Raw genomic sequence first — 25,192 nt, forward strand, 5'->3', positions numbered from 1 at the left:
ATACAGGCTATTAACCCGTCCACGCAACCTAATGTACGGTGACATACGAAAAAGATGTAGCGAGGCGACCGCTACATCTTTCATTTTAATGTGTTTTACAAGCTTCGTACAAGCCTTTTTCTTTGATTACTTTGATCAGTGTTTCACCGATTACAGAAGGCGTCGGAGCTACTTCAATACCTGCTGCATTCATAGCTTTGATTTTCTCTGCAGCTGTTCCTTTACCGCCGGAAATAATGGCACCTGCGTGACCCATACGTTTTCCTGGAGGTGCTGTTTGACCACCGATAAAGCCTACTACCGGTTTGTTCATGTTTTCCTGAATCCATTCAGCAGCTTCTTCCTCCGCTGTACCACCGATTTCTCCAATCATGACAACCGCATAAGTTTCCGGGTCTTCGTTGAATGCTTTTAAGCAGTCGATAAAGTTTGTCCCATTTACCGGATCGCCCCCGATTCCTACCGCTGTTGTTTGACCGATTCCTGCCTGAGACAGCTGGTGTACCGCTTCATAAGTTAAAGTACCAGAACGTGAAACTACACCAACATGTCCTTTAGTATGAATGTAACCCGGCATGATACCGATTTTACATTCATCAGCAGTAATGACACCCGGACAGTTTGGACCAACTAAACGTGTCTTCTTGCCTTCCATATAGCGCTTTACTTTTACCATATCAAGTACCGGAATATGTTCTGTAATACAAATCGCCATATCCAGGTCCGCATCCACTGCTTCGATAATTGCATCTGCTGCAAATGGTGCTGGTACGTAAATAACAGATACATTTGCACCTGTCGCATCGACTGCTTCTTGTACTGTATTGAATACAGGAACACCTTCGATTTCAAGACCGCCTTTGCCTGGTGTTACCCCTGCAACGATTTTTGTTCCGTATTCAAGCATTTGTTTTGTATGGAAAAGGGCTGTTTCCCCAGTAATCCCTTGTACGATTACTTTTGTTTCTTTATTAATGAACACACTCATGCCGTTACCCCGCCTTCAGCTTCAACTAATTTCACGATTTTTTGAGCGCCGTCTGACATTGAGTCAGCTGCCACAATGTTTAAACCAGATTCATTTAACAACTTTTTACCTAGCTCTACGTTTGTCCCTTCTAAACGTACTACTAACGGAACCGCTAAACCGACTTCTTTTGCAGCCGTAATAACACCTTTTGCAATAATGTCGCATTTCATGATTCCACCAAAGATGTTAACGAAAATTCCTTTAACATTTTTGTCTGATAAAATGATCTTAAAAGCTTCTGTTACTTTTTCGGCTGTAGCACCGCCCCCAACGTCAAGGAAGTTTGCGGGTGATCCGCCGTAGTAACTAATCGTATCCATCGTCGCCATGGCAAGACCTGCACCATTTACCATACATCCGATATTGCCGTCTAACGAAATATAACTTAAATCATATTTAGATGCTTCAATTTCTTTTGGATCTTCTTCATCGAAATCGCGTAATTCTACGATATCTTTGTGACGGTATAATGCGTTTGCATCAAAGTTGAATTTTGCATCAAGTGCCACTACCTGGTCATCACCAGTTACAACTAGCGGGTTGATTTCTACTGTTGATGCATCTTTATCGATAAATGCTTTGTAAATACCAAGCATTAATCCTACTGCTTTATTTACTAACTTAGCAGGAATATTCATATTGAATGCCATACGGCGTGCCTGGAAAGCATTCAGGCCTGTTACCGGATCAATCACTTCTTTGAAGATTTTTTCCGGATTCGTCTCGGCTACCTCTTCAATATCCATACCGCCTTCTTCAGAACCCATCATTACTACTCTAGAAGTTGCACGGTCTAATACTAAACTTAAGTAATACTCTTTTTTAATGTCCGAACCTTCTTCTATATAAAGACGCTTTACTTCTTTACCGTCTGGACCTGTCTGGTGAGTTACTAAAATTTTCCCTAATAGTTCTTTAGAGAAAGAACGAACTTCATCCAGGTTTTTTGCAATTTTAACCCCACCCGCTTTACCGCGGCCCCCTGCATGAATTTGTGCTTTCACTACTGTTACGTTAGATCCTAGCTCTTTTGCTGCTTTTACTGCTTCGTCTGGTGAAAACGCGACACTTCCTCTTGGAACCGCTACACCGTATTGTCTTAATATCTCTTTCCCTTGATACTCATGGATATTCATGATACATCCTCCCATCGGACATTTGGAAATTATTCTACTAACATAATCTATTTTATACAATTATTCAGACAATGTCTATATTTGTCACACAAGCAATTTTTAGATTGCTTTATGTCAAAATATTCTTTGTCTAGATATTTTCTGATTTTCCGAAAGATATACTCTACATAAAAATAAAAAACATCGACTATTTATTTTTAAAAGTTAACCTCTGCTTTTCATCCAAATGATAAATAAAGGCAAAAACTTCCGCAACCGCCTGGTAAAGTTCTTCCGGTATCGATGTGTTCAAATCAAGCTGACCTAACAGCTCGACTAAGTTTGGGTCTTCATAAACGGGTACTTCATGCATCGCTGCTTTTTCTAATATATTTTCCGCAATTTTCCCTTTCCCTTTTGCAACGATTGTCGGACCACTGCTTTTTTGCGGATCATAGGACAGAGCGATTGCTTCTTTTCTTATATATTTTTTTTCGGTCATACGCGTATATCGACACCACCTTGCTCGTCTTCTTGCTGATTTGACAGTTTTGTGACAGTTTTTTCTTCATGTTTTGCAAAGGGTTTGATAAACAGTCCAGATAATGTATAGTCTTTTTCCAGCAATCCCGACTTTAATGTGCCTTTCAGCGATGTCGCCACCGAATCCAAATTCGGCATATCATTATATATATTAATCGTGACAACACGGTTTTGTACTTGCATATCGATTACCGTCTGCTGCAATGTTTCCATATTTAAATAGAATAGAATACGTGCAAAATTGGCATCGATTTTACCATCTTCCTTCATTCGACCATTCCATTGCAATGTAGCATCCATTTTCTTGCCGAAAAAATTCAGCGGCACTTGCATGACAAGCTGATGCTGATGTCCATTTTCCCCTGAAGTGAGCTGCATTCCATTTAGTCTGGCCATCACCATTTCAGAAGCATCTTTTATTGCAGCGGGTGTTTGGACATCTTGAAGAAGCGCCAATAATTGCGGTTTTATCTGCTGGGCAATGGCCTGAATATCCCCTGCCTTATTTGCAAGTGTCGCCTCATAGCTGACACCGAGCCCCTTTAAAACGGTTTTTATTGCCTGTTCCATCGCACGACTATCAACTGCCGCCTGTACTTGACCTTCTGCTTGCGTAAGAGCACTTTGCATGACCGGCTGTGGACTATCAGCAGACACTTTCACTAAATTCCGTAACAGCTGATCTGCAACCGGTAAATTCGCATCCGGCTTCAGTAACGTGAACAATTGATCCTTGGCGGTTAATCCTTGATCATTTTGCATAAACAATCGCGGTGTCACATTTTCACTGTATGCATTTGTCAGTTGCTGCCGTAGTTGATTTACCAATGCTTCCACTGCTTGCTTCGAAGCCGGAATTTGCTCAAAACGCGTTAATAATTGCTGTAGCTGCTGCTTTTGTGTTGACGATAATAAGCTTTCATTATTAATCCAGACTCTTACTTGCTCTAACATTGGTTTTATTTGTTCAGGGCTTGTTTGCCCGAGCTGCTGCAGCATTTGACCTGCTTCTTTAAATAGCGGTGTTGCTGTTGTCTGTACTTGGTTCACAGATTGTTGGCTTCCTTGCTGGTTTACCGTTTGCCAATTTTGCAAAGTAGCATTTTGCGGTAAAATTCCGGCTTCTTTTAATACTGTCAGCGTCTGAAGTTTTGATGCAATCGGTGAATTATTATCCATTAAATTTTGGGTAGCCCGTGCAAGGAGAATACCGCCTGTTTCATTGTTTAACGGCTTTGCCAGCTGGTCAATCTGCTGTAAAAGTGATGATTTAATCGCTTCATTCCCTCCAGAATGATTTGCCAAGAGCTGCGCTAAATTCGCTAAATTTGCCGACATACCATCTGTTTTAATCCCTTGAGTCAATGCTTGAAATACGGTATTTGTGAAAGGCATTTTCAGTTCCACCATACGCTGTAGTGCCTGAAGTGCACTATTTTTATCCACTCCTGCGGGTAAGTTTTTCATCCAGCTTTCCGCTACAAGCAGCTGTTCTTTCGCAAGTGGCAGCTGGGCTTTCATAAAATGTGAAAGTACTTGCTGCATTTCATTCGATTTCGGCAAATTCATCGTCTCAAGCAGCTGGGATATTTGCTGGCCGGAAGTCATCGATTGTGACATCGGCCCGGTAATGACTTTTAATTCTGTTTGTGGATTTGTCGCTGTTACCTGAAAAAAGTGTGCATCGCCAAGCTTTAATGGAACTTCCAGCTTCGCCATGAGCTTTTGATTGCCCACTTGGACTTCCGCCATCTGATTTGGGTAGAGCTGCTTTATCGTCCCATGAAATACTTGATCTTGCCTTAGCGATAATGGCTGATTTGCTGGTACTTGCTGCGAAGTATTTGTTTGGACTGCATTAAAAGTTGAGAAGTTCATGCCGTTACTCCCTTCTTTGAAGTATGGATTTTATCGGTTCGAATGTTTTTCGATGATGTATTGTTGGTCCATATTGCGCGATCGCTTCCAAGTGCTGCTTTGTTCCATAACCTGCATGCTGGGCAAAACCATATTGCGGAAATTCAAGGTCAAGCTTCTCCATATAATCATCACGTGCCGTTTTTGCTAAAATGGATGCCGCTGCGATTGCCAGGCTGCGGGCATCCCCCTTTATGATGGAAGCTTGCGGAACTGATGTTGAAAGAGTCATCGCATCGGCCAATATGTAATTTGGTGTGACTTCAAGTGCTTCAATACTTTTTAACATGGACTGTCGTGTTGCTTCATAAATGTTAAGGCGGTCAATTTCTTCGGCACTTTGAAAATGAACTGCATAATACAATGCATGTTTTTTAATCCGTTCAGCAAATTGATTGCGTTTTTCCTTTGACAATTGTTTGGAATCGTTTACACCAAGGAGTTCCTGGCAGTGGTTCGGCAATATAACAGCCGCAGTTACGACAGGCCCTGCCAGTGGTCCGCGCCCGGCTTCATCTGTACCTGCGATATAGGCATGTTCATATGGTAAATAGCTTGCGTCAAATTGCAGTTTCTCATTATGCGCTTGTTGGAGTGCCTCAATCTTCTCAAGACGCTTTTGAAATTGTATCCATACCTTTTGAACACCTGACCGTTCATCCTTTACTATAAAATCCATCCATGGCTCAATTTGTGCTGCTGTTTTCAATGCTTCTGTAATCTCTTTAATTGTTTTCATATAATGCCCTCAAATCTATTAATTCCGTTTTCTTTATATATCGTCGATTTCCATTCCGGAGGCCAACACGCTGTTGGTCGTGAATGCGTTGTCACAGGGCGTGACGGTTTTAGCATTCGTTCCATACCCCTCCATTCTAATCAACTTTGCTTTTTATCTAATTTTACTTTCTATCAATCTTACTTGTTATATCGTCTATTGTTCTTATTATAAAAGAAAAAACCTTTCTCAAATAAATGAAAAAGGTTTTGCCTGTCTATTATCCCACTTTATCCGTTGTTTTCTTGCTTTTTCTGGCGATTTAGCGCGGCAGTCTTTTTCCGGCGTTCTTCGTTTTCCAGGGCAATCGCTTCTTCCAGTTGCTCTTTTTCAAGTTGCTCGGAAACAAAGTCAAATGTGAGTTTCCCAAGATTCTGTTCACGAATGTCGCGTACAATTAATACGGACACCTGATCATAGTCAATCTCTCCGCCTTGTCCAAATACACGGCGTAATTTCCCAATTGCATCGAATGTTTCAACAAGCTCTTCGGATACAGATGAAATTTTATAGCGTTCTTCCATGCGTGTTGGATAGTGCGTTTCTAAAAAACGTAAGCCGTATACAGCCAAGTCTTCCATATTCGTAATCGTATCTTTAATCGCACCCGTTAATGCAAGCTTGTAGCCGACTTCCTGATCTTCAAACTTCGGCCATAAGATACCTGGTGTATCCAGAAGTTCTATTTCTTTACCGACTTTAATCCATTGCTGTGCTTTCGTAACCCCTGGCATATTTCCTGTTTTCGCTAAGTTTTTCTTCGCTAAACGGTTGATTAAAGTGGATTTCCCGACGTTCGGAATACCGACAATCATGGCGCGGATCGCACGCGGCTTCATTCCTTTTGATTTCATGCGCTCCCATTTATCCGCCAAAATCTCCTGAGCAGCCTTTGTAACCGCCTGCAAGCCTTTCCCTTCCAACGAGTTGATTGCTACTGCTTTAAAGCCTCTGTCGGCAAAATATTGAATCCAGCGGCGTGTTTCCTGTTCATCGGCCATATCTTGTTTATTTAAAATGAGCAGACGCGGTTTTTGATGGATGACTTCATCGATCATCGGATTACGTGAAGATAATGGTAGACGTGCATCGACAAGTTCAAAAACGATATCGACAAGTTTTAAACTTTCCGATACTTGGCGGCGTGCCTTTGCCATATGTCCTGGAAACCATTGAATTGTCATAATGTGTAACCTCCTGTAAATTACATACTTCTATTTTCAACAAAAAAATGAGGAGTTTAAACTGCCCCCTCATTTTAGACAATATTTACGATAATAAATATTACTTTACGATTTCAATTTCGTTTAATGGCCAGAAAATGATATTCGTATTACCGATAATTTCTTTCTGGTCGACAATGCCGATATGGCGGCTGTCTTTACTGAAGCGACGGTTATCGCCCATTACGAATACGTAGCCTTCCGGAATCACATCCAGTGACGGATCGATATCTTTCAGCGAGAAGTCGCCTGTTAGGTTGCCTTCGCTAATTTCGGCTTTATATGCGTCCAAATACGGTTCGTCGATCGGTTCCCCATTAATGTATAATTGATCATCCTTATATTCTACAAAGTCCCCTGGAACACCGATGACACGTTTAATATAGTCCTTTTGTTCTGGTGCGTGGAATACGACGATATCAAAACGGTCGGGTTCGCCGATTTTATAGCTGAATTTGTTGACGATCATGCGATCACCATTTTCAAGGGTAGGCATCATTGAATCCCCGTCTACTACAATCGGTGTAAATAAAAAGTAACGAATAAATGCGGCAATCGCAAACGCAATCAGTAGAGCTTTCGTCCATTCCCAAAGCTCATTTTTTTCTTTTTCAGTTTTTTCCACGTAGCTATCCCCCTTGCTCATCACATTTATTGTATACGAAATATGTATATCAAGCAAAAATCTAATCTAAATATTGCATCAGATTATCTATAGTTTATTGTCAAAATCACATGTTAATACACATTTTTTTATTTAAAGAAAGAAAGGGACTTGTATATACAAGCCCCCTTCTAAAAAGTTCTTATCGAATTTCTTTAATACGAGCAGCTTTACCACGTAAGTTACGTAGGTAGTAAAGTTTAGCACGACGTACTTTACCTTTACGTACTACTTCTAACTTAGCGATTTTTGGAGTGTGTACTGGGAAAGTACGCTCTACACCAACACCGTAAGAAATTTTACGTACTGTGAAAGTTTCGCTAATTCCGCCACCACGACGTTTAATAACTACACCTTCGAATAATTGGATACGTTCACGAGTACCCTCAACAATTTTAACGTGTACCTTAACTGTGTCACCTGGTTTGAATGTAGGTAAGTCTGAACGTAATTGATCTTTAGTGATCTCTGTAATAATGTTTGACATTGTTTTCTCTCCTTAGACAGATGCTCATGCACGCTAATTTAAGCCACAGCGGAACACCGTAATTCAGTGCTTACATTGAAGCACAAAATGAATCTTACCATAATTATTTTAGGCTTGCAAGTAGTTTTGCTTTACATTTCACTCTTAATTTTTTCAATTATTTTCATTTGCTTGTCCGTTAATTCAAGTGCTTCCAATAAATCCGGTCTACGCTCTAATGTACGCTTGAAGGACTGTTCCTCACGCCACGCTTCGATTTTCGCGTGATTACCTGATAACAGTATATCCGGCACTTTCATCCCTCTAAAATCAGCTGGACGCGTATAATGAGGATGCTCTAATAATCCTGTTGAAAATGAATCCTGAATATGTGAATCTTCCTGCCCTAATACACCCGGCAATAAACGTACAACCGCATCGATTACCGTCATCGCAGGAAGCTCGCCGCCAGTTAAAACAAAGTCGCCGATCGAAATCTCATCTGTTACAAGATGTTCCCGGATTCGCTCATCATATCCTTCATAATGGCCGCAAAGGAATACTAAATCATCTTCCAGTGCAAGCTCCTCCGCCTTCTTCTGCGTGAAGCGCTCGCCTTGTGGACACATGAGTATAACACGCGGCTTGCGGCCTTCTGTAATGGCTTCAACCGCATTGAACATCGGCTCCGGCTTTAATACCATTCCCGCACCGCCGCCGTATGGATAATCATCCACTTGTTTGTGCTTATTTACACTGTACTCCCGGATATCGGTTACTGCGAGCTCGACTGCACCTTTTTCCTGAGCCTTTTTTAAAATTGATGCCCCAAACACACCTGTGAACATATCGGGAAATAAACTTAATACGTGAATCTTCATTCCAGCAAACCTTCCATTACATGAATAATGATTTTCTTTTCATCGACATCAATATCTTTTACGATATCTTCAATGTAAGGAATGTAGTGTTTCTTTCCATTTTGCGCTTTAACTTCCCATACGTCGTTTGCGCCTGTCTCTAAAATATCGGTAATAACGCCGATCAGTTCGCCCTCTTCCGAAAACACTTCACAATCTTTAATTTCAAAGTGATAGTATTCATTATCTTCAAGCTCATCTTCCGCTAATTGATCCATCGACACTTTTAAAAGACCTTCTTTAAATGGTTCCACTAAATTAATGTTTTCCATTCCTTCAAATGTCACCAATATAAAGTTTTTATGGCGTCTTGATGAATTGATCGTTACCCAAGTCGGTTTTTTATCATCTTTTTTGAATGCCGCAAGTTTAGAACCGACCGCAAAACGTTCTTCTTCAAAGTCCGTTGTCGATAAAATTCGCAGTTCCCCGCGAATACCATGTGTATTCACAATACGTCCTACATTAAACCATTCCATGTATATTCCACCTTTTATAATAATTTGTTACTACGCAACTTTTATATACACCGTGTTTGGAGTGAAGGCGGCGACTCCTACGGGAATAGCGTGACGCCTGAGACTACAGGCTCAGGCCACGCCCGTGGAAAGCGTCCGCCGTAACGGAAAACAACTTTATCATAACAAAAAAAGAAGGGTTAGCAAAATGCCACCCTTCTTTTACTAATCCAATATATCGACATACGTCTTTTTCTTCTGGTGGCCGCCCGCTGCTGAGTACACAATCGTACGAATTGCCTTCGCAACACGTCCTTGCTTGCCTATCACTTTCCCTCGATCCTCTGGATGAACAAAAAGTTTATAAACAACTCGATTGGAAGTTTCGTCCGTCTCAATACGAACGTCTTCCGGATAATCGACTAACGGTTTCACAATTGCTTCAATCAGCTGCTGCATAATGCCACCTCCGAATTAATCATTGAATTATTTGCTGTATTTAGCGTTATGGAATTTTTCCATGATACCTTGTTCTGAGAACAGGTTACGTACAGTATCAGATGGTTTTGCACCATCAGTTAACCATTTAAGAGCTTTCTCTTCATCGATTTGTACTGTAGCTGGAACTGTAAGTGGGTTGTAAGTACCTACTGTTTCGATTTGACGGCCATCACGTGGTGAACGAGCGTCTGCAACTACGATACGATAGAAAGGAGATTTTTTAGCTCCCATACGTTTTAAGCGAATTTTAACTGCCATTTTAATAGCACCTCCGAATAAGTTTCACACAAGATATTATATTAGCAATGTCTTGATGGTTTGTAAAGTGTTTTTTCTTAACACCTTATTTTTTATTTAAATAATGAATCAAAACCAGGCATTTTCATCTTCTTTTTACCTTTACCCTGAGCCATGCCCGTCATCTGTTTCATCATTTTTTTCATTTCTTCAAACTGCTTCAATAAGCGGTTTACTTCTTGAATTGTCGTCCCCGAACCAGTGGCAATACGCTTTTTACGGCTCGCCGAAATAATTTCAGGGTTTGTTTTTTCATTTGGTGTCATCGAATAGATAATTGCTTCGATACGTCCCATCTGCTTTTCATCGACTTTGACATTGTCAAGGCCCTTCATTTTGTTTGCACCCGGAATCATTTTCAATAATTCATCAAGTGGTCCCATTTTTTTCACGGCTTGGAGTTGTTCGATAAAGTCATCAAATGTAAAGCTCTGTGTCATGAACTTTTCTTCCAGCTCTTTCGCCTTTTCCATATCAACGTTTGCTTGTGCTTTTTCAATCAGTGACAGGACATCACCCATCCCTAAAATACGTGAAGCCATACGCTCCGGATGGAAAGGTTCCAGTGCATCCATCTTTTCGCCCATACCGACAAATTTAATCGGTTTCTCTGTAACCGAGCGAATCGACAGTGCCGCACCACCACGAGTATCACCGTCTAATTTTGTTAAGACAACGCCCGTAATGCCGACTGTTTCATTAAAGCTTTGCGCAACATTTACAGCATCTTGACCTGTCATGGCATCAACAACTAAAAATACTTCATCCGGCTCTTTTAAACCGCGAATGTCTTTCAGTTCCTGCATCAGTTCTTCATCAATATGAAGACGACCGGCTGTATCGATTAATACAACGTCCAAATGCTCTTCTTTTGCATGCTCGATTGCCTGACGTGCAATTTCAACAGGTGAAACATCTGTACCAAGTGAGAACACCGGCAGTGATAACTGTTTCCCTAATGTCTGTAATTGCTCTACAGCGGCTGGACGGTAAATATCTGCTGCAACGAGTAATGGTTTTTTATTATATTTTTTACGTAATACATTCGCCAACTTACCTGTAGTTGTCGTTTTACCTGCACCTTGTAAACCAACCATCATAATGACAGTCGGCGGACGGTTGCTGAATTTAATCGGACTTTGCTCGCCGCCCATTAAATTCTTCAATTCATCCTGTACAATTTTAATGACTTGCTGACCAGGTGTTAATGATTTCATGACGTCGACGCCGACTGCACGCTCACTAACTTTTTTAACGAATTCTTTTACTACCTTTAAGTTTACGTCCGCTTCGATTAAGGCAAATCGGACTTCACGCATCATTTCTTTAACGTCTTGTTCCGTTACTTTCCCTTTACCTTTAATCTTTTGGATCGTACCTTGGAGTCGCTCTGCTAAACCTTCAAAAGCCAACTCGTTCGCCCCCTAATCCGATTCCTTCAGTTGTTCAACCAATGCTAGTTTCGCCTCTGTCGTAGAAGCCTCATCCATGATCGCATCCGTCAATTGTTTTAACACGATTTGACGTTGTTGAAACTTTTCGAATAAATTTAGTTTTTCTTCATATTCTTCAAGCATCGCCTCAGTACGGCGAATATTATCGTAAACAGCTTGGCGTGAAATATTATAACTTTCGGCGATTTCTCCTAACGAGTGATCGTCCAGGTAATATAGTTCCATGTAGCTGCGCTGTTTATCAGTTAATAACGCTTGATAAAAGTCGAAGAGAAAGTTCATGCGTGTTGTTTTTTCAAGTAGCATTTTTATCTCTCCAATCATAATTTGTCTACCTTATCATAATCTTGTGGGCAGTTACTGTCAAGGTAATCCCCTTGTCCATTAAAGAACCTTTTCTTTTCATTAATATACGATTTAAAAATGACGATGCTCCTTCACAAAAAAGGGAGCATCGCCATTTCTTATATAATAGGAAGAATATGATAAACTGAACCAAATTTTCTACAGGGTAACACCTGTTTTAAAAATAGCCATTTCTTTAAAATTCATTCGTTCATGGTTTAATTGCTCGCCACTAGCAACAGCAATAATATAATGAATAAATTCTTCCAAAACCGCATCTTCGTCTATGTCATCTTCTAGTATTTGCCCTGCATTGAAATCAATCCAATGCTTTTTCTGTTCATAAATAGCACTGTTTGTGGATATTTTCATCGTAGGTACAAATGAGCCGAATGGCGTACCGCGACCTGTAGTAAACAGCACTAATTGACAACCTGCAGATGCAAGCGCTGTACATGCAACAAGATCATTTCCCGGCGCACTCAATAAATTCAACCCGCGCTTTTTTAACCGCTCTCCGTATTTTAAAACATCGACAATTTCAGCACTGCCCGCTTTTTGCGTACAACCTAACGACTTGTCTTCCAGCGTAGTGATGCCGCCTGCCTTATTGCCTGGTGAAGGATTTTCATAGATCGGCTGATTGTAGTCGATAAAGTACTGCTTAAAGTCATTAATAAGCGAAACAATCTTCTCAAATGTTCCCTCATCTTGTGCGCGATTCATTAAAATCGTTTCCGCTCCAAACATTTCCGGCACTTCCGTCAGCACCGTTGTACCGCCCTGGGATACTAAAAAATCGGAGAAACGCCCTAGAAGAGGATTCGCCGTAATGCCAGATAAGCCGTCTGAACCGCCACATTTCAGTCCGATACGCAATTCACTGATCGGAATATCTTCTCGTCGATCGTTGCGGACTGCCTCATGTAGTGCTACAAGCGCTTCTACACTAGCTTCAACCTCATCATCAACTTGCTGCGACACGACAAATTTCACACGGGACGTATCGTAATCGCCAAGTTCCCGCTTCATCTGTTCAATTGTATTATTCTCACAACCCAGCCCTAATACAAGCACAGCTGCAGCATTCGGATGGTTAACAGCATCCAGTAAAATAGTACGTGTATTTTCATGGTCATCACCTAATTGCGAACAACCAAAATTATGCTTTAATACAAGCGTGGATTCAAAAGGCGCAATACTTCCTACCCGTTGCTCAAATTCGCGAATGATCATGTCCGCAATACCATTCACACATCCGACTGAGGGTATGATCCATAGTTCATTTCGTATACCGACTTCACCATTGCTGCGTCGGTACCCTTTAAATGTTAAATTACGTTGCGGATAGTTCAATGAAATATCTTTCTTGTCGTAATGGTAGTTAATGATGTTCTGCAAATTTGTTTTTACATTATGCGTGTGGACGACCGTTCCTTTTGCAATGTCTTCAGTAGCATGCCCAATCGGATAGCCGTACTTTATAATATGTTCCCCTTTTTGAATGTTACGTGTGGCAATTTTATGCCCTCTAGGAACTTCCTGCTCTAGATTAATCTTCTCTTGGCCAATCGAAAATGGTTCACCCGCTTCAAAGGAACGTAAAGCGACCGCTACATTATCAGACGAATGAATGACAATCGTTTCTTTCATAATCCTAGTGCCTCCTCTTCCAATTCCGCAATGAACTGTGCTGTTTGGCCCTCTTTAAACGCCGTAATTGCCTGCCCGACAAATTGTTCAAGTTGCGGAATCGTTGTTAAATCTATCCCCCAAAGATTTTCATTACTCAGTACACCCGCTAATGGCTTTGCCTTAATTTGCTCGATCGCTTCCGGAGCATCTTGCGGTGAAAATACTTCTGGAGTTTGATATAAGTAAATCCACGCAGCCAATGCTGTTGTTAAATGTTTCGGAAGTGTTTCATATTGCTTATAATACGCCAGTAGCGATGGGATATTTCTAGTTTTAAACTTGGCGATCGCATTGAGTGCAATACTTTTTACGTAATGTGCAATAAACGGATTTTCAAAGCGTTCTAAAACGGCCTGTTGATATGTCATTAACTGTTCTTTGTCACCATTAATCGTAGGAATCACTTCCTGTACAAGTAAACGATGAACAAAAGGTCTTAATCTAGAGTGTTTCATAACTTGCCCGACTGTATCTATATCCAGCAAAATAGCAAGCGGTGTTAAGGCAGAGTGCGCACCATTGAGCATTTTCACTTTACGCTCCCGGTAGTAACTCAAGTCGTCTACAAGCTTTACTTCAAATTGATTATTAACTAACGGAAAAGAATGAAGCGCTTCTTCATTTTCTATTACCCAAATATAATACGGTTCTGCAGCAACGAGTAATTTATCCTCATAACCAAGCTTCAACGTCAATTCTTCATATTGGCTTTTCGGGAATCCGGGTACGATGCGGTCAACAAGTGTGTTGCAGAACGTATTGGCACCTGTCACCCAATCGATGAAGCTCTGCCCTAAATCCCATGCATTTGCATAGCTTACAATCCCGTGTTTTAAAGCGGTACCGTTCTGTTCAATTAATTCGCACGGCAAAAAGATCAGCCCTTTTGACGGATCCGCTCCAAATGTTTCATAGCGTTTCCATAAAAAATGCGTCACATTGGCCACAAAATTTGTTGATGGCTGTGCATCAAATGGAAGCTGCTCATAAACAATTCCTGCCTCCGTTGTATTGGATACAACATATTGGAGGTCTTCCGAAACCGCGAGCTTCATATATTCTTCATACTGCTTTTGCAGTGAAATACTGCGTGTCACACTTTCAATCACTTGTTCATAATTGACTTGCTGACCATTTTGAATCCCTTGCGTAACAAGTGTGTAGAGACCGTCTTGCGCATTGATCACTTCTGATGTACTTCCCGATGTCGACTGGACAATAACAATTCCTATATCCTGTTGCTGCTGTAAATTCGCTTCATGTATGAGCCAATCAACAAAAGCACGGAGAAAATTCCCCGTGCCGAATTGGACAATACGCTCTACGACAGCTGTTTTTCGAGTATACACTTCGTTAGATAACTGTTGCATGCTTCATCCACCTCATTTAAAAGTTAAAGTAATTTTTTGCATTGTAATAGCAAATATCTTGTACGATTGTTCCAAGAAGCTCGTAATCTTCAGGGAATTCTCCATTTTCCACCCATTCTCCAATGAGATTACATACTAAACGTCTAAAATATTCGTGACGTGTGTAGGACAGGAAACTACGCGAATCAGTCAGCATACCGATAAAGCGGCTGAAAATCCCGATGCTCGCAAGTGCCTTCATCTGATCAAGCATTCCTTCTTTTTGGTCATTAAACCACCAGGCCGTACCGAATTGGATTTTCCCAGGCAATTTTTCCTGGAAGCTTCCGACTATACTTGCAATAACATAATAGTCTTTCGGATTTAATGAATAAACAATCGTTTTCGGTAATGCATCTTCAAGTGCAAGCGCATCCAATAAACGTGTCAATGGTACTGCGATCGGTCCGTCATTAATGCTGTCATACCCTGTATCCGGCCCTAAATTATTGAACTGACGTGTATTGTTGTTACGGTGTGCCGAAATATGATATTGCATCGCCCAATTGTAAGAAGCGTATTGTTTCCCTAAAAAGATCAGTAATGCTGTTTTATATTTCGCTTCTTCTTCCAGCGATACTTGTGCGCCTGCAAGACCCTTATCAAAAATAGCACTCACTTCTTGTTCTGTCGCTTCTGCATAATAAATCGTATCCAATGCATGGTCTGACACTTTACCGCCGACTTCATCAAAAAACTGAATTCGTTTTGCAAGAGCTTCTTTTAATTGTTCATAAGACTCGATTGTTTCGCCGACAACTTCCGATAATGACCCGATCCAGGCCGCGAATGTCGGCTTATTGATTTCCAATGCTTTATCCGGTCTGAAACTCGGCAGTACTTTCACGTTAAACTGCCCATCTTTTTGAAGTGCAATATGATATTCAAGTGAGTCAATCGGATCATCTGTTGTGCAGATCACTTCTACTTTTGAGTCCAAAATTAACTGACGAGCTGTCTTTTGAGGTAATTGTTCATTTACATTATCCCAAATAGCGCGTGCTGTTTTTTCATTTAATAAAGTTTCTTCATTAAAGAATCGGCGCAGTTCTAAATGTGTCCACTGATATAAAGGGTTGCCAATTGTATACGGAACGGTTTTTGCCCATGCTTCAAAACGCTCATAATCATCTGCATCACCTGTTACAAGATGCTCTGGAACTCCATTTGCGCGCATCGCACGCCATTTATAATGATCACCGTACAACCAAGCCTCTGTTATATTTTTAAACTGCTTATCCTCATAAATTTCCTGAGGACTTAAATGACAGTGGTAATCGATAATCGGTAAATCTTTTGCATAGTCGAAATACAACTTTTCCGCTACTTTATTGTTCAATAAAAATGAGTTATCTAAAAATGTTTTTGCCATATTCTAGTCCCCTTACTTTAATAGTAATTCCGGAAGTTTTAACGTAATGTCTGGAACAAACGTTATTAATAGTAGTATAACAATCATTGCACCATAGAATGGAAGCATTCCTTTTGTCGCTTTTTCAATCGGTATTTTTCCGATCGCACATCCGACAAACAGACACGTACCAACTGGCGGCGTTACAAGACCGATTGCTAAGTTCAGAATCAATACAACCCCAAATTGAACCGGATCCATACCTGCTTCAAGCGCTACGGGTAATAAAATTGGTGTCGCAATTAAAATTAACGGTGCCATGTCCATGAACATCCCTAATACTAGTAAAATGATATTAATAATTAATAATGTTACAAAATCATTCGGCGAAACAGCCAATAACGTTTCGGTTACCATTGCAGGTACTTTTAGAAATGCAAGTAACCAGCCGAATGCCGAAGAAGCAGCAATTAAAAACAGTACCATCGATAATGTTTTTACTGTACGTTTTAAAATGTTCCCCATTGCCGATAGCGGCACGTCTTTATAAACGAAGAACGAAATAATAAACGCATATAATGCACCGATTGCCGCGGATTCAGTCGCTGTGAAAACACCGGATAAAATCCCACCAATAATAATGACCGCTGTAAACAATCCTAATAATCCTTCACGTACAATTTTCGGAACTTGTTCACGCTTAATCGGTTCACCTTTCGGGTAATTACGTTTTACTGCAATCGTATACGCAAAGATCATTAAAATTAACCCTAATGCAATACCAGGAACTATCCCCCCCATAAACAATGCACCAACCGATACACCACCGGCAGCAGTAGAATAAATGATCATATTATGACTTGGCGGAATTAAAACCCCTTGTGCAGCACTTGAAATTGTAACGGCAACAGAATATTCCGCATCATATTTTTGCTTTTTCATCATCGGAATTAATACAGAACCAATTGATGAAACGTCCGCTACAGCCGAACCGGAAATACCCCCAAAAAACGTTGAAGATAAAACGTTTACCATTGCTAAACCGCCGCGTACTTTACCGACAATAACGTTCGCTAGATTAATTAAACGACGTGAAATACCGCCTTCATTCATAATTTCACCAGCTAAAATGAAAAATGGAATCGCAATAAGCGAAAAACTATTCAATCCACTTACCATTCGCTGTACAATAGCTGCTAAATCAATCCCTAAGTAAATCGTAGTAACAAATGACGATACAGCCAGACAAAGTGCAACCGGCACACGTAATAGTAATAACACTACAAATACTGCAAGTAAAATCCCAATTCCCATTATTTAGCCGCCTCCATCGCTTCTTTGGCATCGTCATCAAAATCTTCATGAATCGCATCTTTAAAGAACATTTCAACCCCATAAATGAACGTTAAAATACCACTGACAGGAATTGCACTGTATAGAAAACTTTGCGGTAATCCTGTACCGGCCATTAGTGATCCGTGCATTAAAAATGTAAAACGGAAGCCATAGTATATAAAAATAATACTCGTGGCGATTACTAAAACTTTTGTAATGAGATCAATTTTCTTTTGAATGTTCTTTGGCATCAAGCCTACAAAAACCCCTACCCCAATATGTAAGTTGTCTCTAAATCCAATGGCAATTCCGATAAAGGCAATCCAAATCAATAAAAGCAATGCCAACTCTTCCGTCCATCTCGGTGTGAAATCTAAAAAGTTACGTGTGAATATTTGATAAATGATGATTAGTGTCATTGCAACAATCATTGTCCCTAACAGATAATCAAGACTGCGGTCTAAAATACTTTTTGCTTTTTTTATAGTAGCCACTCGTTTGCCCTCCCCTTTGTTTTACTTAACCAATGATTGAATCTTCTCTAAATTCTTTTTAAATTGCTCGCCGTATTTTGTATAAATCGGTTGAACAGCTTCTTGCCAAGGTGTGACATCATCGATGACAGTAACTGTATTTCCGGCATTTTGCGCTTCACGCAAAGACTCTTCTTCCAACTCTGCCCACGCTTTTCGTTGCACTACTTGTGATTCCAACGCCGCTTCCTTAAAGATTTCCTTATCTTCATCGGATAACGTATCCCAGAAAGCTTTCGAAGCCGTCAAAACTTCCGGTACACCAGAATGTCCGTCCATCGTTATGTACTTGGCCACTTCGAAATGATTCGTCGTGTAGTAACTCGGGAAGTTGTTTTCAGCCCCATCAATTACCCCTGTTTGAATAGCCGAATATACCTCCCCATAGGACATTGCTGTTGCAGATGCTCCTAATGCCTCAACCATGTCAATATTTAAACTTGATTGCTGAACTCTTATTTTTAGCCCAGCTAAATCTTCCGGTGATTTTACTTCCCGGACTGCATTATAGAAGTGACGATTTCCCGAATCGTAAAAAGCCAGACCTTGTAAATTTGATTCGCTTAATCCATCTAATAATGTCTCGCCGATTTCGCCATTCAATACTTCCCACTTATGTTCATCATCTGAAAACAAGTATGGTAAGGATAAAACACCTAATGATTCCGAGAATTCCATTAAAGGACTGCCATTAACTCGCGCCAGTTCAATTGCCCCAACCTGCATTAATTCAATGGCACTCTTTTCGTCACCAAGCTGTCCCCCTGTGTAAACTTCCACTTTATAACGTCCATTTGTTTTTTCTTCAATTAATCTCGCAAATTCATAATCGCCGACTGAAGTAGGATAATCATCTACCTGGTTCTCTGCTAAAATGATTGTTTGAGCTTCTTCTGAAGAATTACAAGCAGTTAAAAATATTGTTAATGCAAGTAATAGCATTAAAACCCCTTTTGTTTTCATCATTTTTCCCCCTTGTATGCGTTTACATTTAGCTAAAACGATTTAGTAAAACGTTTTATTAAGAAATAATAAATTATCTTTCAAACATTTGCAAGGACTATTCTTAATTTTTAGAATATTATTCACGAAAAATAATATTCTATAATTTAAGAGGACCTGTTCTTATACAGTTCCTCAATCGTTAACATTTTTATACTAAAATGGGATCAAAACGGTATGCGGATAATAATTCTTCTGTGTAGCCGCTTTTTTTGATTTGGAGAAACAAATGAACGGCTTGTTTGGCCATTTCTTCTGTTGGCTGTTCAATCGTTGTCAATTTTGTAGACATAAATTTAGCTAATGGCATTTCATCAATTACCGCAATACCGATCTTCGCTAAAAAATCCGGAGCATGTTCTTTTAAATAATGTAAAATTGCGAGCAGCATGCGGTCATTTCCGGCAATGATACCGTCGAGGTTGACTTCTGTAAGCAAATGATTGAACTGTTCAGGCAGTTTTTCTGCTGAAGTAGCAATTATTTGGTGTTCTCCATAAGCTATCCCCCTACTATTCATTGCCTTGCGGAAACCTTCTAGCCTTTCGACACGTGGCGTAATATTTTGTTCGATCGAGCCCGCCACAATAGCTAAATTGCTATACCCTTTATTTAACAGTTCTCCAACTGCCAGATCGATTGCTTTTTCATTATTCAATAGAACACTTGGAATTTTCACATCGGCAATCATACGATCTAAAAATACAACCGGTATATTACTGTTATATAAATAGTCATACAAATCTTTGTTGTTGCCAGTAGGGAAAAGAATAAACCCTTCTACCTGCTTTGCGAGCAGCAAATCAATATGTTCACGTTCCAGTTGCGGATTATCATTTGCATTGCACACAATGACTTGAAAACCGTGTTGCTGAAACTGACGCTCTAAATGATGGACGATATGCGTAGTAAACGTGTACATAATATTGGCAACTATAATCCCTATTGTTTGTGTACCTTTGTTTTTCAGGCTTCGTGCTAAAATATTTGGTCGATAATGCAGTTTTTCAACGGCTAACTGGATTTTTGCCCGTGTTTCAACACTCATGTACTCATAGCGCTGATTCATAAATTGTGAAACGGTACTGACCGAAACATTTGCTTCCTTAGCAACGTCGGCTATTGTTACTTTTTTCATTTTTGACTCCTTTTGTAAAAGTTTACTAAAACGTTTTGGTAAAGTTTATCATGTCAAAAGATAATACGTAATGCAACCCCTCAATTTGAAATTAAATGAAAAATCAGTCGATTGAATCATTTTTCAATAAAAAAGCAATTCGTAAAATGAATACGAATTGCTTTTTGAATATAATGATTACGCAAAATTAATCATTACTCTTCTGATTTTTTTAGTTCTTTTTCAAGTCCCTCGGCAAATAAACCGTATACATAACGTTCTGCGTCGAATGGCTGAAGATCGTCCATTTTTTCACCAAGTCCTACAAATTTCACAGGGATGTGCAGTTTATTGCGAATTGCCAATACAATACCGCCTTTTGCCGTACCATCCAGTTTTGTTAAAACAATACCAGTTACATTTGTTGCCTCTTTGAACATTTGAGCCTGAACAAGCGCATTTTGGCCTGTTGTCGCATCCAATGCGAGCAATACTTCATGCGGTGCATCCGGAATTTCACGAGAAATTACACGGTGCACTTTTTCAAGTTCGTTCATTAAGTTGACTTTGTTTTGCAGACGGCCGGCTGTATCGCAAATTAAAATATCGACACCTCGTTTTTTTGCAGCACGAATGGCATCATACATTACTGCTGCCGGATCGGAACCTTCTGACTGGGCTATGACTTCTACACCGACACGGTCACCCCATACTTGCAGCTGCTCAATGGCACCGGCACGGAAAGTGTCACCCGCTGCCAGCATTACTGATTTCCCTTCTGATTTTAAACGGTGAGCCAATTTACCGATTGTCGTTGTCTTACCGACACCATTTACACCAACGAATAAAATAACCGTTAAATCTCCGCTCTGCTGAATATTTAATTCTGTTAAATTTTCTTCGCCAGATTCATAAATTTCAACAAGCTTTTCAGATATGATCGCTTGAATTCCATTTGTATCTTTAATGTTTTGACGCTGTACTTCAAAACGTAATTTATCCATTAATTCCATCACGGTCTCAAAGCCTACATCCGCTTGCAGCAGTACATCTTCAAGTTCTTCAAAGAAATCTTCATCCACTTTACGGTAACGTGCAACTAAATCATTTACTTTAGAAGTGAAAGAATTACGTGTTTTTTCTAATCCTGCTTTAAACTTCTGTGTAATCGACCAGGCAGACTCCTTTTGAGGTTGTTCCACAACATCAGTGTCCGATTGATTCGATATCTCCTCTTCAGCAGGTTGCATTTCTTCAATTGCCGGCTGTTCAATTGTTTCTTCCTGCTCTTTTTCAACAATTTGTTCAGAATTAGGAACTTCTTCCTCGACAGTTTCAATTAATCGATTTTCTTCCTGTACTTGTTCGTCAAGCGGTAACAAATCCACCTGTTGATCTTGTTGTTCTTGTTGTTCACTATTACCTGCCAGTTTTTCTTTCAGTCGCTTAAAAAAACTCATCTTCCGCCACTCCCTTGCGCTACTAATTCAGCATGTTCTTCCAGTTTTACGGATACAAGTTTCGATACACCCGACTCTTGCATTGTAATACCATACAGAACATCTGCCCCTTCCATCGTGCCTTTACGGTGCGTAATGACGATGAATTGAGTATGCTCACTAAATTTACGTAAATATTCACTATAACGCACAACATTCGATTCATCCAATGCTGCTTCAACCTCATCCAAAATACAGAATGGTACAGGTCGCGTATTTAAAATCGCAAACAATAAAGCAATAGCCGTTAATGCTCGTTCTCCGCCGGAAAGCAGACTTAAGCTTTGTAGTTTCTTCCCTGGAGGCTGGGCAATAATTTCAATGCCTGTCTCTAACATATTATTAGGATCCAACAGCACCAGATCAGCTGTACCGCCACCAAACAGCTCTCTAAAGGAAATGACGAATTGCTTGCGGATTTGTTTAAATGTTTCACTGAAACGTTCTGTCATTTCTTCATCCATCTCGCCGATTGCTTTGTGCAGCGTATCTTTTGCAGCGACCAAATCTTCGCGTTGTTCACTTAAAAATGTATAGCGTTCCTGAACACGCTCATATTCTTCAATCGATGTTAAATTGACTGGACCCAGTTCCTCGATCGATTGCTTCAACAGCTTTACTTTCCGTCGAACTTGTTCTTCGTCCTCTATGCCGATTGCTTCTTCTTGAGCAGATAAAATATCAAGTTCATATTGCTCGAGCAACTGCTCTTGCAAACTATTCATTTCAAATTCAATTCGGCTGCATTTCAGCTCCAATGCACGCAATGCATCGACATAGCTTTTGTGTACTCGCTGTATTTCCTGCAGGTGGATTTCATTTTCCGTAACTTGCTCATGCAAAGCAGAACGCATTGTACGGTTCTTTTGAATAATTTCTGTTAACGCGTCTTTTTTCTCCGTCCATTCGACAATTGTTTGGGCCAATTCTTCTGCAGATGGCCCGTTTAAGCCATCTTCAGATTCCACCCAGTCGATTTCCCGGGAAATTTTTTCGACATTTGCCTGTGCTTTTGACAAATTCAGTTCAATTCCTGCAATCGATGCCTGTACTTGCGTTAATTGTTCTTGTGCAACAGCAAGCTCAGATCTTTGTTGGGCCAACTGTTCACGCAGCACATCTTTTTGTGTTTCACTCTGTGCCTTAGCAAGTGTCAGTTCATCAACCGTTTGCTGAATTTCCTGTAATTCTTTACTTAATTCGGCTAATCGTGATTGTGCAGCTGCCTGTTGTTCATTTAAAGATTCTTTACGTGTCGATAATGAAGTTTGCTCCGACTGCGTAATCGTTACAGTCGTCTGCAGGTTCTTTACAATCATATCGAGCTCCATAAGCTTCGCACGGTGGATTTGCTCTTGTTCACGCAATGATTCACCTTGCAGCTTCATCTCTTCCAATGAATGTCGTAATGCTGCAATCTGTTCTTTCTTCGTCGCTACCGTATGCTCTGCAGAATGGATTGTTGTTTCCATTTCCCCCAATGTTGATACGAGTTTGTCGAGTTCCGCTTTTCTCGAGAACAATGAACTTTGCTGTTTTACGGCACCACCGGTTAAGGAACCACCAGCATTCACGATGTCTCCTTCAAGTGTAACAACACGGTACTTAAATCCGCATAAGCGGGCAATTTGACTCGCGCCTTCTAAAGAAGATGCAACTAGTACATTACCTAAAAGGTTTTCAATAATTGTAGTATTTTCTTGTGCATAATTCACTAGTTCATATGCTAAGGCAACATATGCAGGATGTGATTGAATATCACTTAATTGCTGTGCATGGATTTTCCGAGAGCGCATGACTGTTTTCGGTAAAAATGTTGCACGGCCTGCACGTTTTTGCTTCAACCAGCCAATTGCTTTTTGGGCATGTTGTTCATTATCAGTCACAATATGCTGTGAAGCTGCGCCTAATGCTGTTTCAATTGCCTGTGAGTATTTCGCCTCGACTTGAATCAGCTCGGCAACCGCACCTTCAATCCCTTGCAGTTCTTTACGATCCCGCGCTAAAAGGACTTCCTTAACTCCATGGAAGAAGCCTGAAAAATCAGCCTCAAGTTCAGCCAATGTTTCTTTACGTGCCTTTAATTGCTGATGATGCTGATAAGCTTTATACAATAATGCTTGCTTTTCATCTAAATCGGCAGTCGCTGATTTTAACTGAAGCTGCATGACATCAAAATGACCAAGCTGCTCTTTCACAGACTGTTCTGCCTGTTCCAGCGCACGTTCTGTCACTTCTTTTGCAACGAGTGCTTCAGTCAGTTCTTTTTGAATTTCTGATGAACGACCTGTCATTCGCTCAACAGATGCCTGTTCCTGCGAAAGTTGCTGGTCGATATGCTTTAATTCATTTTTTACTGTCGCTTCTTCGTTCAGCAGGTTAATATACGTATTTTTCGCATCTTCAATTTCTTGTTCGATTTCCGAAGCAGAGCGTGTTAAAGCTTGCTCTACTTGCTTTAACGTCGAACGAATTTCAGTTACGATTTTTTGCTTTTCCGTAAACTGACCGCGTTTTTCCCGTTCAGCCTCTTGCAAGTCTTTTACCGTATTGGATGCTTCCGTTAAGCTATCACGTAGTTGCTGAATTTGTTTTTCGGCATTTGAACGCTTTTCGTTAAATAGCGCTTTACGCCCTTCCCAACGTTCTACTTCTGCGCTCGCTTCGACAAGCTGCTCTTGAGAACTGTCCAGCACTTCATCAATCGCTTTTAACTCCGTACGCATTTTGCGCAATTGCTGTTCAACTGTCGCAATTTCCGTTGCATGTTCTTTTTCGGTTGCTGTTAATTTGCGCTGCTCTTCGGTATAGCCTTGCAATACTTTCCCGCTTGTACGGATATCATGAACCATTAATGCTATATCAAAATCTTTCAGTTCTTCTGTCATCCGCACATAATCTTTCGCACTGGAAGCCTGAATTTTCAATGGCTCCAAGCGCTGATCGATTTCATGCAAAATATCGAGAACCCGATTTAGATTTTCATCTGTTTCAACAAGTTTATGCTCCGCTTTTTTCTTGCGCAGCTTATATTTTAAAACACCTGCAGCCTCTTCAAAAATACTGCGGCGGTCATCTGGACGGCTGTTTAAAATTTCATCAACCCGTCCTTGGGAAATAATTGAAAAGGCTTCTTTCCCAAGCCCCGAATCCATAAACAAGTCTGTAATATCCTTCAGGCGACACTGCTGGTTATTCAATAAATATTCACTCTCGCCCGAGCGATAGACACGTCTTGTCACACTTACCTCTGTATAAGGTATTGCTACTTGTTCATCTGTATTATCTAAAACAAGTGTAACTTCCGCAAAGTTCAGTGCTCTTCTAGATTCACTTCCTGCAAAAATAACGTCTTCCATTTTGGCTCCACGCAGGCTTTTGGCAGACTGCTCTCCTAATACCCACCGGATTGCATCTGTTACATTACTTTTCCCACTACCATTTGGTCCTACAACTGCAGTAACACCAGGTACAAAATCGATCCCGATTCGTTCGGCAAATGATTTAAAGCCTACTACTTCGAGTCTTTTAAGGAACATG

The 25,192-nt window shown here is 40.4% G+C and carries 23 protein-coding genes; all 23 read right to left on the reverse strand.

Going from position 1 to position 25,192, the window contains the following annotated elements:
- Positions 1-85 precede the first annotated feature (85 nt).
- Positions 86-988 carry a succinate--CoA ligase subunit alpha gene (sucD, locus tag CBM15_RS01105; RefSeq protein WP_008403301.1) on the reverse strand — a complete coding sequence of 301 codons (903 nt, stop codon included), beginning with the start codon at positions 986-988 and terminating at the stop codon, positions 86-88.
- Complete coding sequence (gene sucC, locus CBM15_RS01110; RefSeq protein WP_008403302.1) at positions 985-2,166, reverse strand: ADP-forming succinate--CoA ligase subunit beta; 1,182 nt, start codon at positions 2,164-2,166, stop codon at positions 985-987. Before sucC ends, sucD begins: the two co-directional genes overlap by 4 nt.
- Positions 2,167-2,353: 187 nt before the next feature.
- Entirely contained in the window at positions 2,354-2,647 is a 294-nt protein-coding gene (locus CBM15_RS01115) for an EscU/YscU/HrcU family type III secretion system export apparatus switch protein (RefSeq protein WP_014824499.1), read from the reverse strand.
- Entirely contained in the window at positions 2,644-4,566 is a 1,923-nt protein-coding gene (locus CBM15_RS01120; RefSeq protein WP_087615420.1) for a hypothetical protein, read from the reverse strand. The genes CBM15_RS01115 and CBM15_RS01120 overlap by 4 nt, the downstream gene beginning before the upstream one ends.
- Positions 4,567-4,570: 4 nt before the next feature.
- Complete coding sequence (locus tag CBM15_RS01125) at positions 4,571-5,344, reverse strand: ribonuclease HII (protein WP_087615421.1); 774 nt, start codon at positions 5,342-5,344, stop codon at positions 4,571-4,573.
- A gap of 269 nt (positions 5,345-5,613) precedes the next feature.
- A complete protein-coding gene (gene ylqF, locus CBM15_RS01130; protein ID WP_087615422.1) occupies positions 5,614-6,567 on the reverse strand; it encodes a ribosome biogenesis GTPase YlqF in 954 nt (317 codons plus the stop codon).
- Positions 6,568-6,667: 100 nt separating this feature from the next.
- A complete protein-coding gene (gene lepB / locus CBM15_RS01135; protein WP_008403307.1) occupies positions 6,668-7,231 on the reverse strand; it encodes a signal peptidase I in 564 nt (187 codons plus the stop codon).
- 181 nt (positions 7,232-7,412) lie between these two features.
- Positions 7,413-7,757 (reverse strand): 50S ribosomal protein L19, encoded by a 345-nt coding sequence (gene rplS / locus CBM15_RS01140; RefSeq protein WP_008403308.1) that lies wholly within the window; start codon positions 7,755-7,757, stop codon positions 7,413-7,415.
- A 131-nt stretch (positions 7,758-7,888) separates the two neighbouring features.
- The gene (gene trmD, locus CBM15_RS01145) at positions 7,889-8,617 is read right to left on the reverse strand and encodes a tRNA (guanosine(37)-N1)-methyltransferase TrmD (RefSeq protein ID WP_087615423.1); all 729 of its coding nucleotides are present in this window, start codon (positions 8,615-8,617) and stop codon (positions 7,889-7,891) included.
- Positions 8,614-9,135 (reverse strand): ribosome maturation factor RimM, encoded by a 522-nt coding sequence (gene rimM, locus CBM15_RS01150; RefSeq protein WP_087615424.1) that lies wholly within the window; start codon positions 9,133-9,135, stop codon positions 8,614-8,616. Before rimM ends, trmD begins: the two co-directional genes overlap by 4 nt.
- 204 nt (positions 9,136-9,339) lie before the next feature.
- Positions 9,340-9,573 (reverse strand): KH domain-containing protein, encoded by a 234-nt coding sequence (locus CBM15_RS01155; protein ID WP_008403311.1) that lies wholly within the window; start codon positions 9,571-9,573, stop codon positions 9,340-9,342.
- Positions 9,574-9,600: 27 nt separating this feature from the next.
- The gene (gene rpsP, locus CBM15_RS01160; RefSeq protein ID WP_008403312.1) at positions 9,601-9,873 is read right to left on the reverse strand and encodes a 30S ribosomal protein S16; all 273 of its coding nucleotides are present in this window, start codon (positions 9,871-9,873) and stop codon (positions 9,601-9,603) included.
- A gap of 92 nt (positions 9,874-9,965) precedes the next feature.
- On the reverse strand, positions 9,966-11,324 hold the full coding sequence (gene ffh, locus CBM15_RS01165; protein WP_008403313.1) for a signal recognition particle protein: 1,359 nt from the start codon (positions 11,322-11,324) through the stop codon (positions 9,966-9,968).
- 12 nt (positions 11,325-11,336) lie between these two features.
- Positions 11,337-11,672 (reverse strand): putative DNA-binding protein, encoded by a 336-nt coding sequence (locus CBM15_RS01170; RefSeq protein ID WP_087615425.1) that lies wholly within the window; start codon positions 11,670-11,672, stop codon positions 11,337-11,339.
- 198 nt (positions 11,673-11,870) lie between these two features.
- Positions 11,871-13,364 carry a UxaA family hydrolase gene (locus tag CBM15_RS01175; protein WP_087615426.1) on the reverse strand — a complete coding sequence of 498 codons (1,494 nt, stop codon included), beginning with the start codon at positions 13,362-13,364 and terminating at the stop codon, positions 11,871-11,873.
- Positions 13,361-14,776, reverse strand: a complete 1,416-nt coding sequence (locus CBM15_RS01180; RefSeq protein ID WP_087615427.1) for a tagaturonate reductase — start codon at positions 14,774-14,776, stop codon at positions 13,361-13,363. The genes CBM15_RS01175 and CBM15_RS01180 overlap by 4 nt, the downstream gene beginning before the upstream one ends.
- Before the next feature lie 16 nt (positions 14,777-14,792).
- Complete coding sequence (uxaC, locus tag CBM15_RS01185; protein WP_087615428.1) at positions 14,793-16,187, reverse strand: glucuronate isomerase; 1,395 nt, start codon at positions 16,185-16,187, stop codon at positions 14,793-14,795.
- Positions 16,188-16,199: 12 nt separating this feature from the next.
- Positions 16,200-17,480, reverse strand: a complete 1,281-nt coding sequence (locus CBM15_RS01190) for a TRAP transporter large permease (protein WP_087615429.1) — start codon at positions 17,478-17,480, stop codon at positions 16,200-16,202.
- Entirely contained in the window at positions 17,480-17,995 is a 516-nt protein-coding gene (locus CBM15_RS01195) for a TRAP transporter small permease (protein WP_087615430.1), read from the reverse strand. Before CBM15_RS01195 ends, CBM15_RS01190 begins: the two co-directional genes overlap by 1 nt.
- Before the next feature lie 21 nt (positions 17,996-18,016).
- Positions 18,017-18,997, reverse strand: a complete 981-nt coding sequence (locus CBM15_RS01200) for a TRAP transporter substrate-binding protein (protein WP_087615431.1) — start codon at positions 18,995-18,997, stop codon at positions 18,017-18,019.
- 190 nt (positions 18,998-19,187) lie between these two features.
- Positions 19,188-20,174: a LacI family DNA-binding transcriptional regulator gene (locus tag CBM15_RS01205; RefSeq protein ID WP_087615432.1), complete on the reverse strand. Its 987-nt coding sequence runs from the start codon at positions 20,172-20,174 to the stop codon at positions 19,188-19,190.
- Positions 20,175-20,368: 194 nt separating this feature from the next.
- A complete protein-coding gene (gene ftsY, locus CBM15_RS01210) occupies positions 20,369-21,613 on the reverse strand; it encodes a signal recognition particle-docking protein FtsY (RefSeq protein ID WP_087615433.1) in 1,245 nt (414 codons plus the stop codon).
- Positions 21,610-25,191, reverse strand: coding sequence for a chromosome segregation protein SMC (smc, locus tag CBM15_RS01215; RefSeq protein WP_087615434.1), 3,582 nt, complete (start codon positions 25,189-25,191; stop codon positions 21,610-21,612). Before smc ends, ftsY begins: the two co-directional genes overlap by 4 nt.
- Position 25,192 lies beyond the last annotated feature (1 nt).

The organism is Solibacillus kalamii (genome assembly GCF_002174535.1).
Lineage (GTDB): Bacteria > Bacillota > Bacilli > Bacillales_A > Planococcaceae > Solibacillus > Solibacillus silvestris.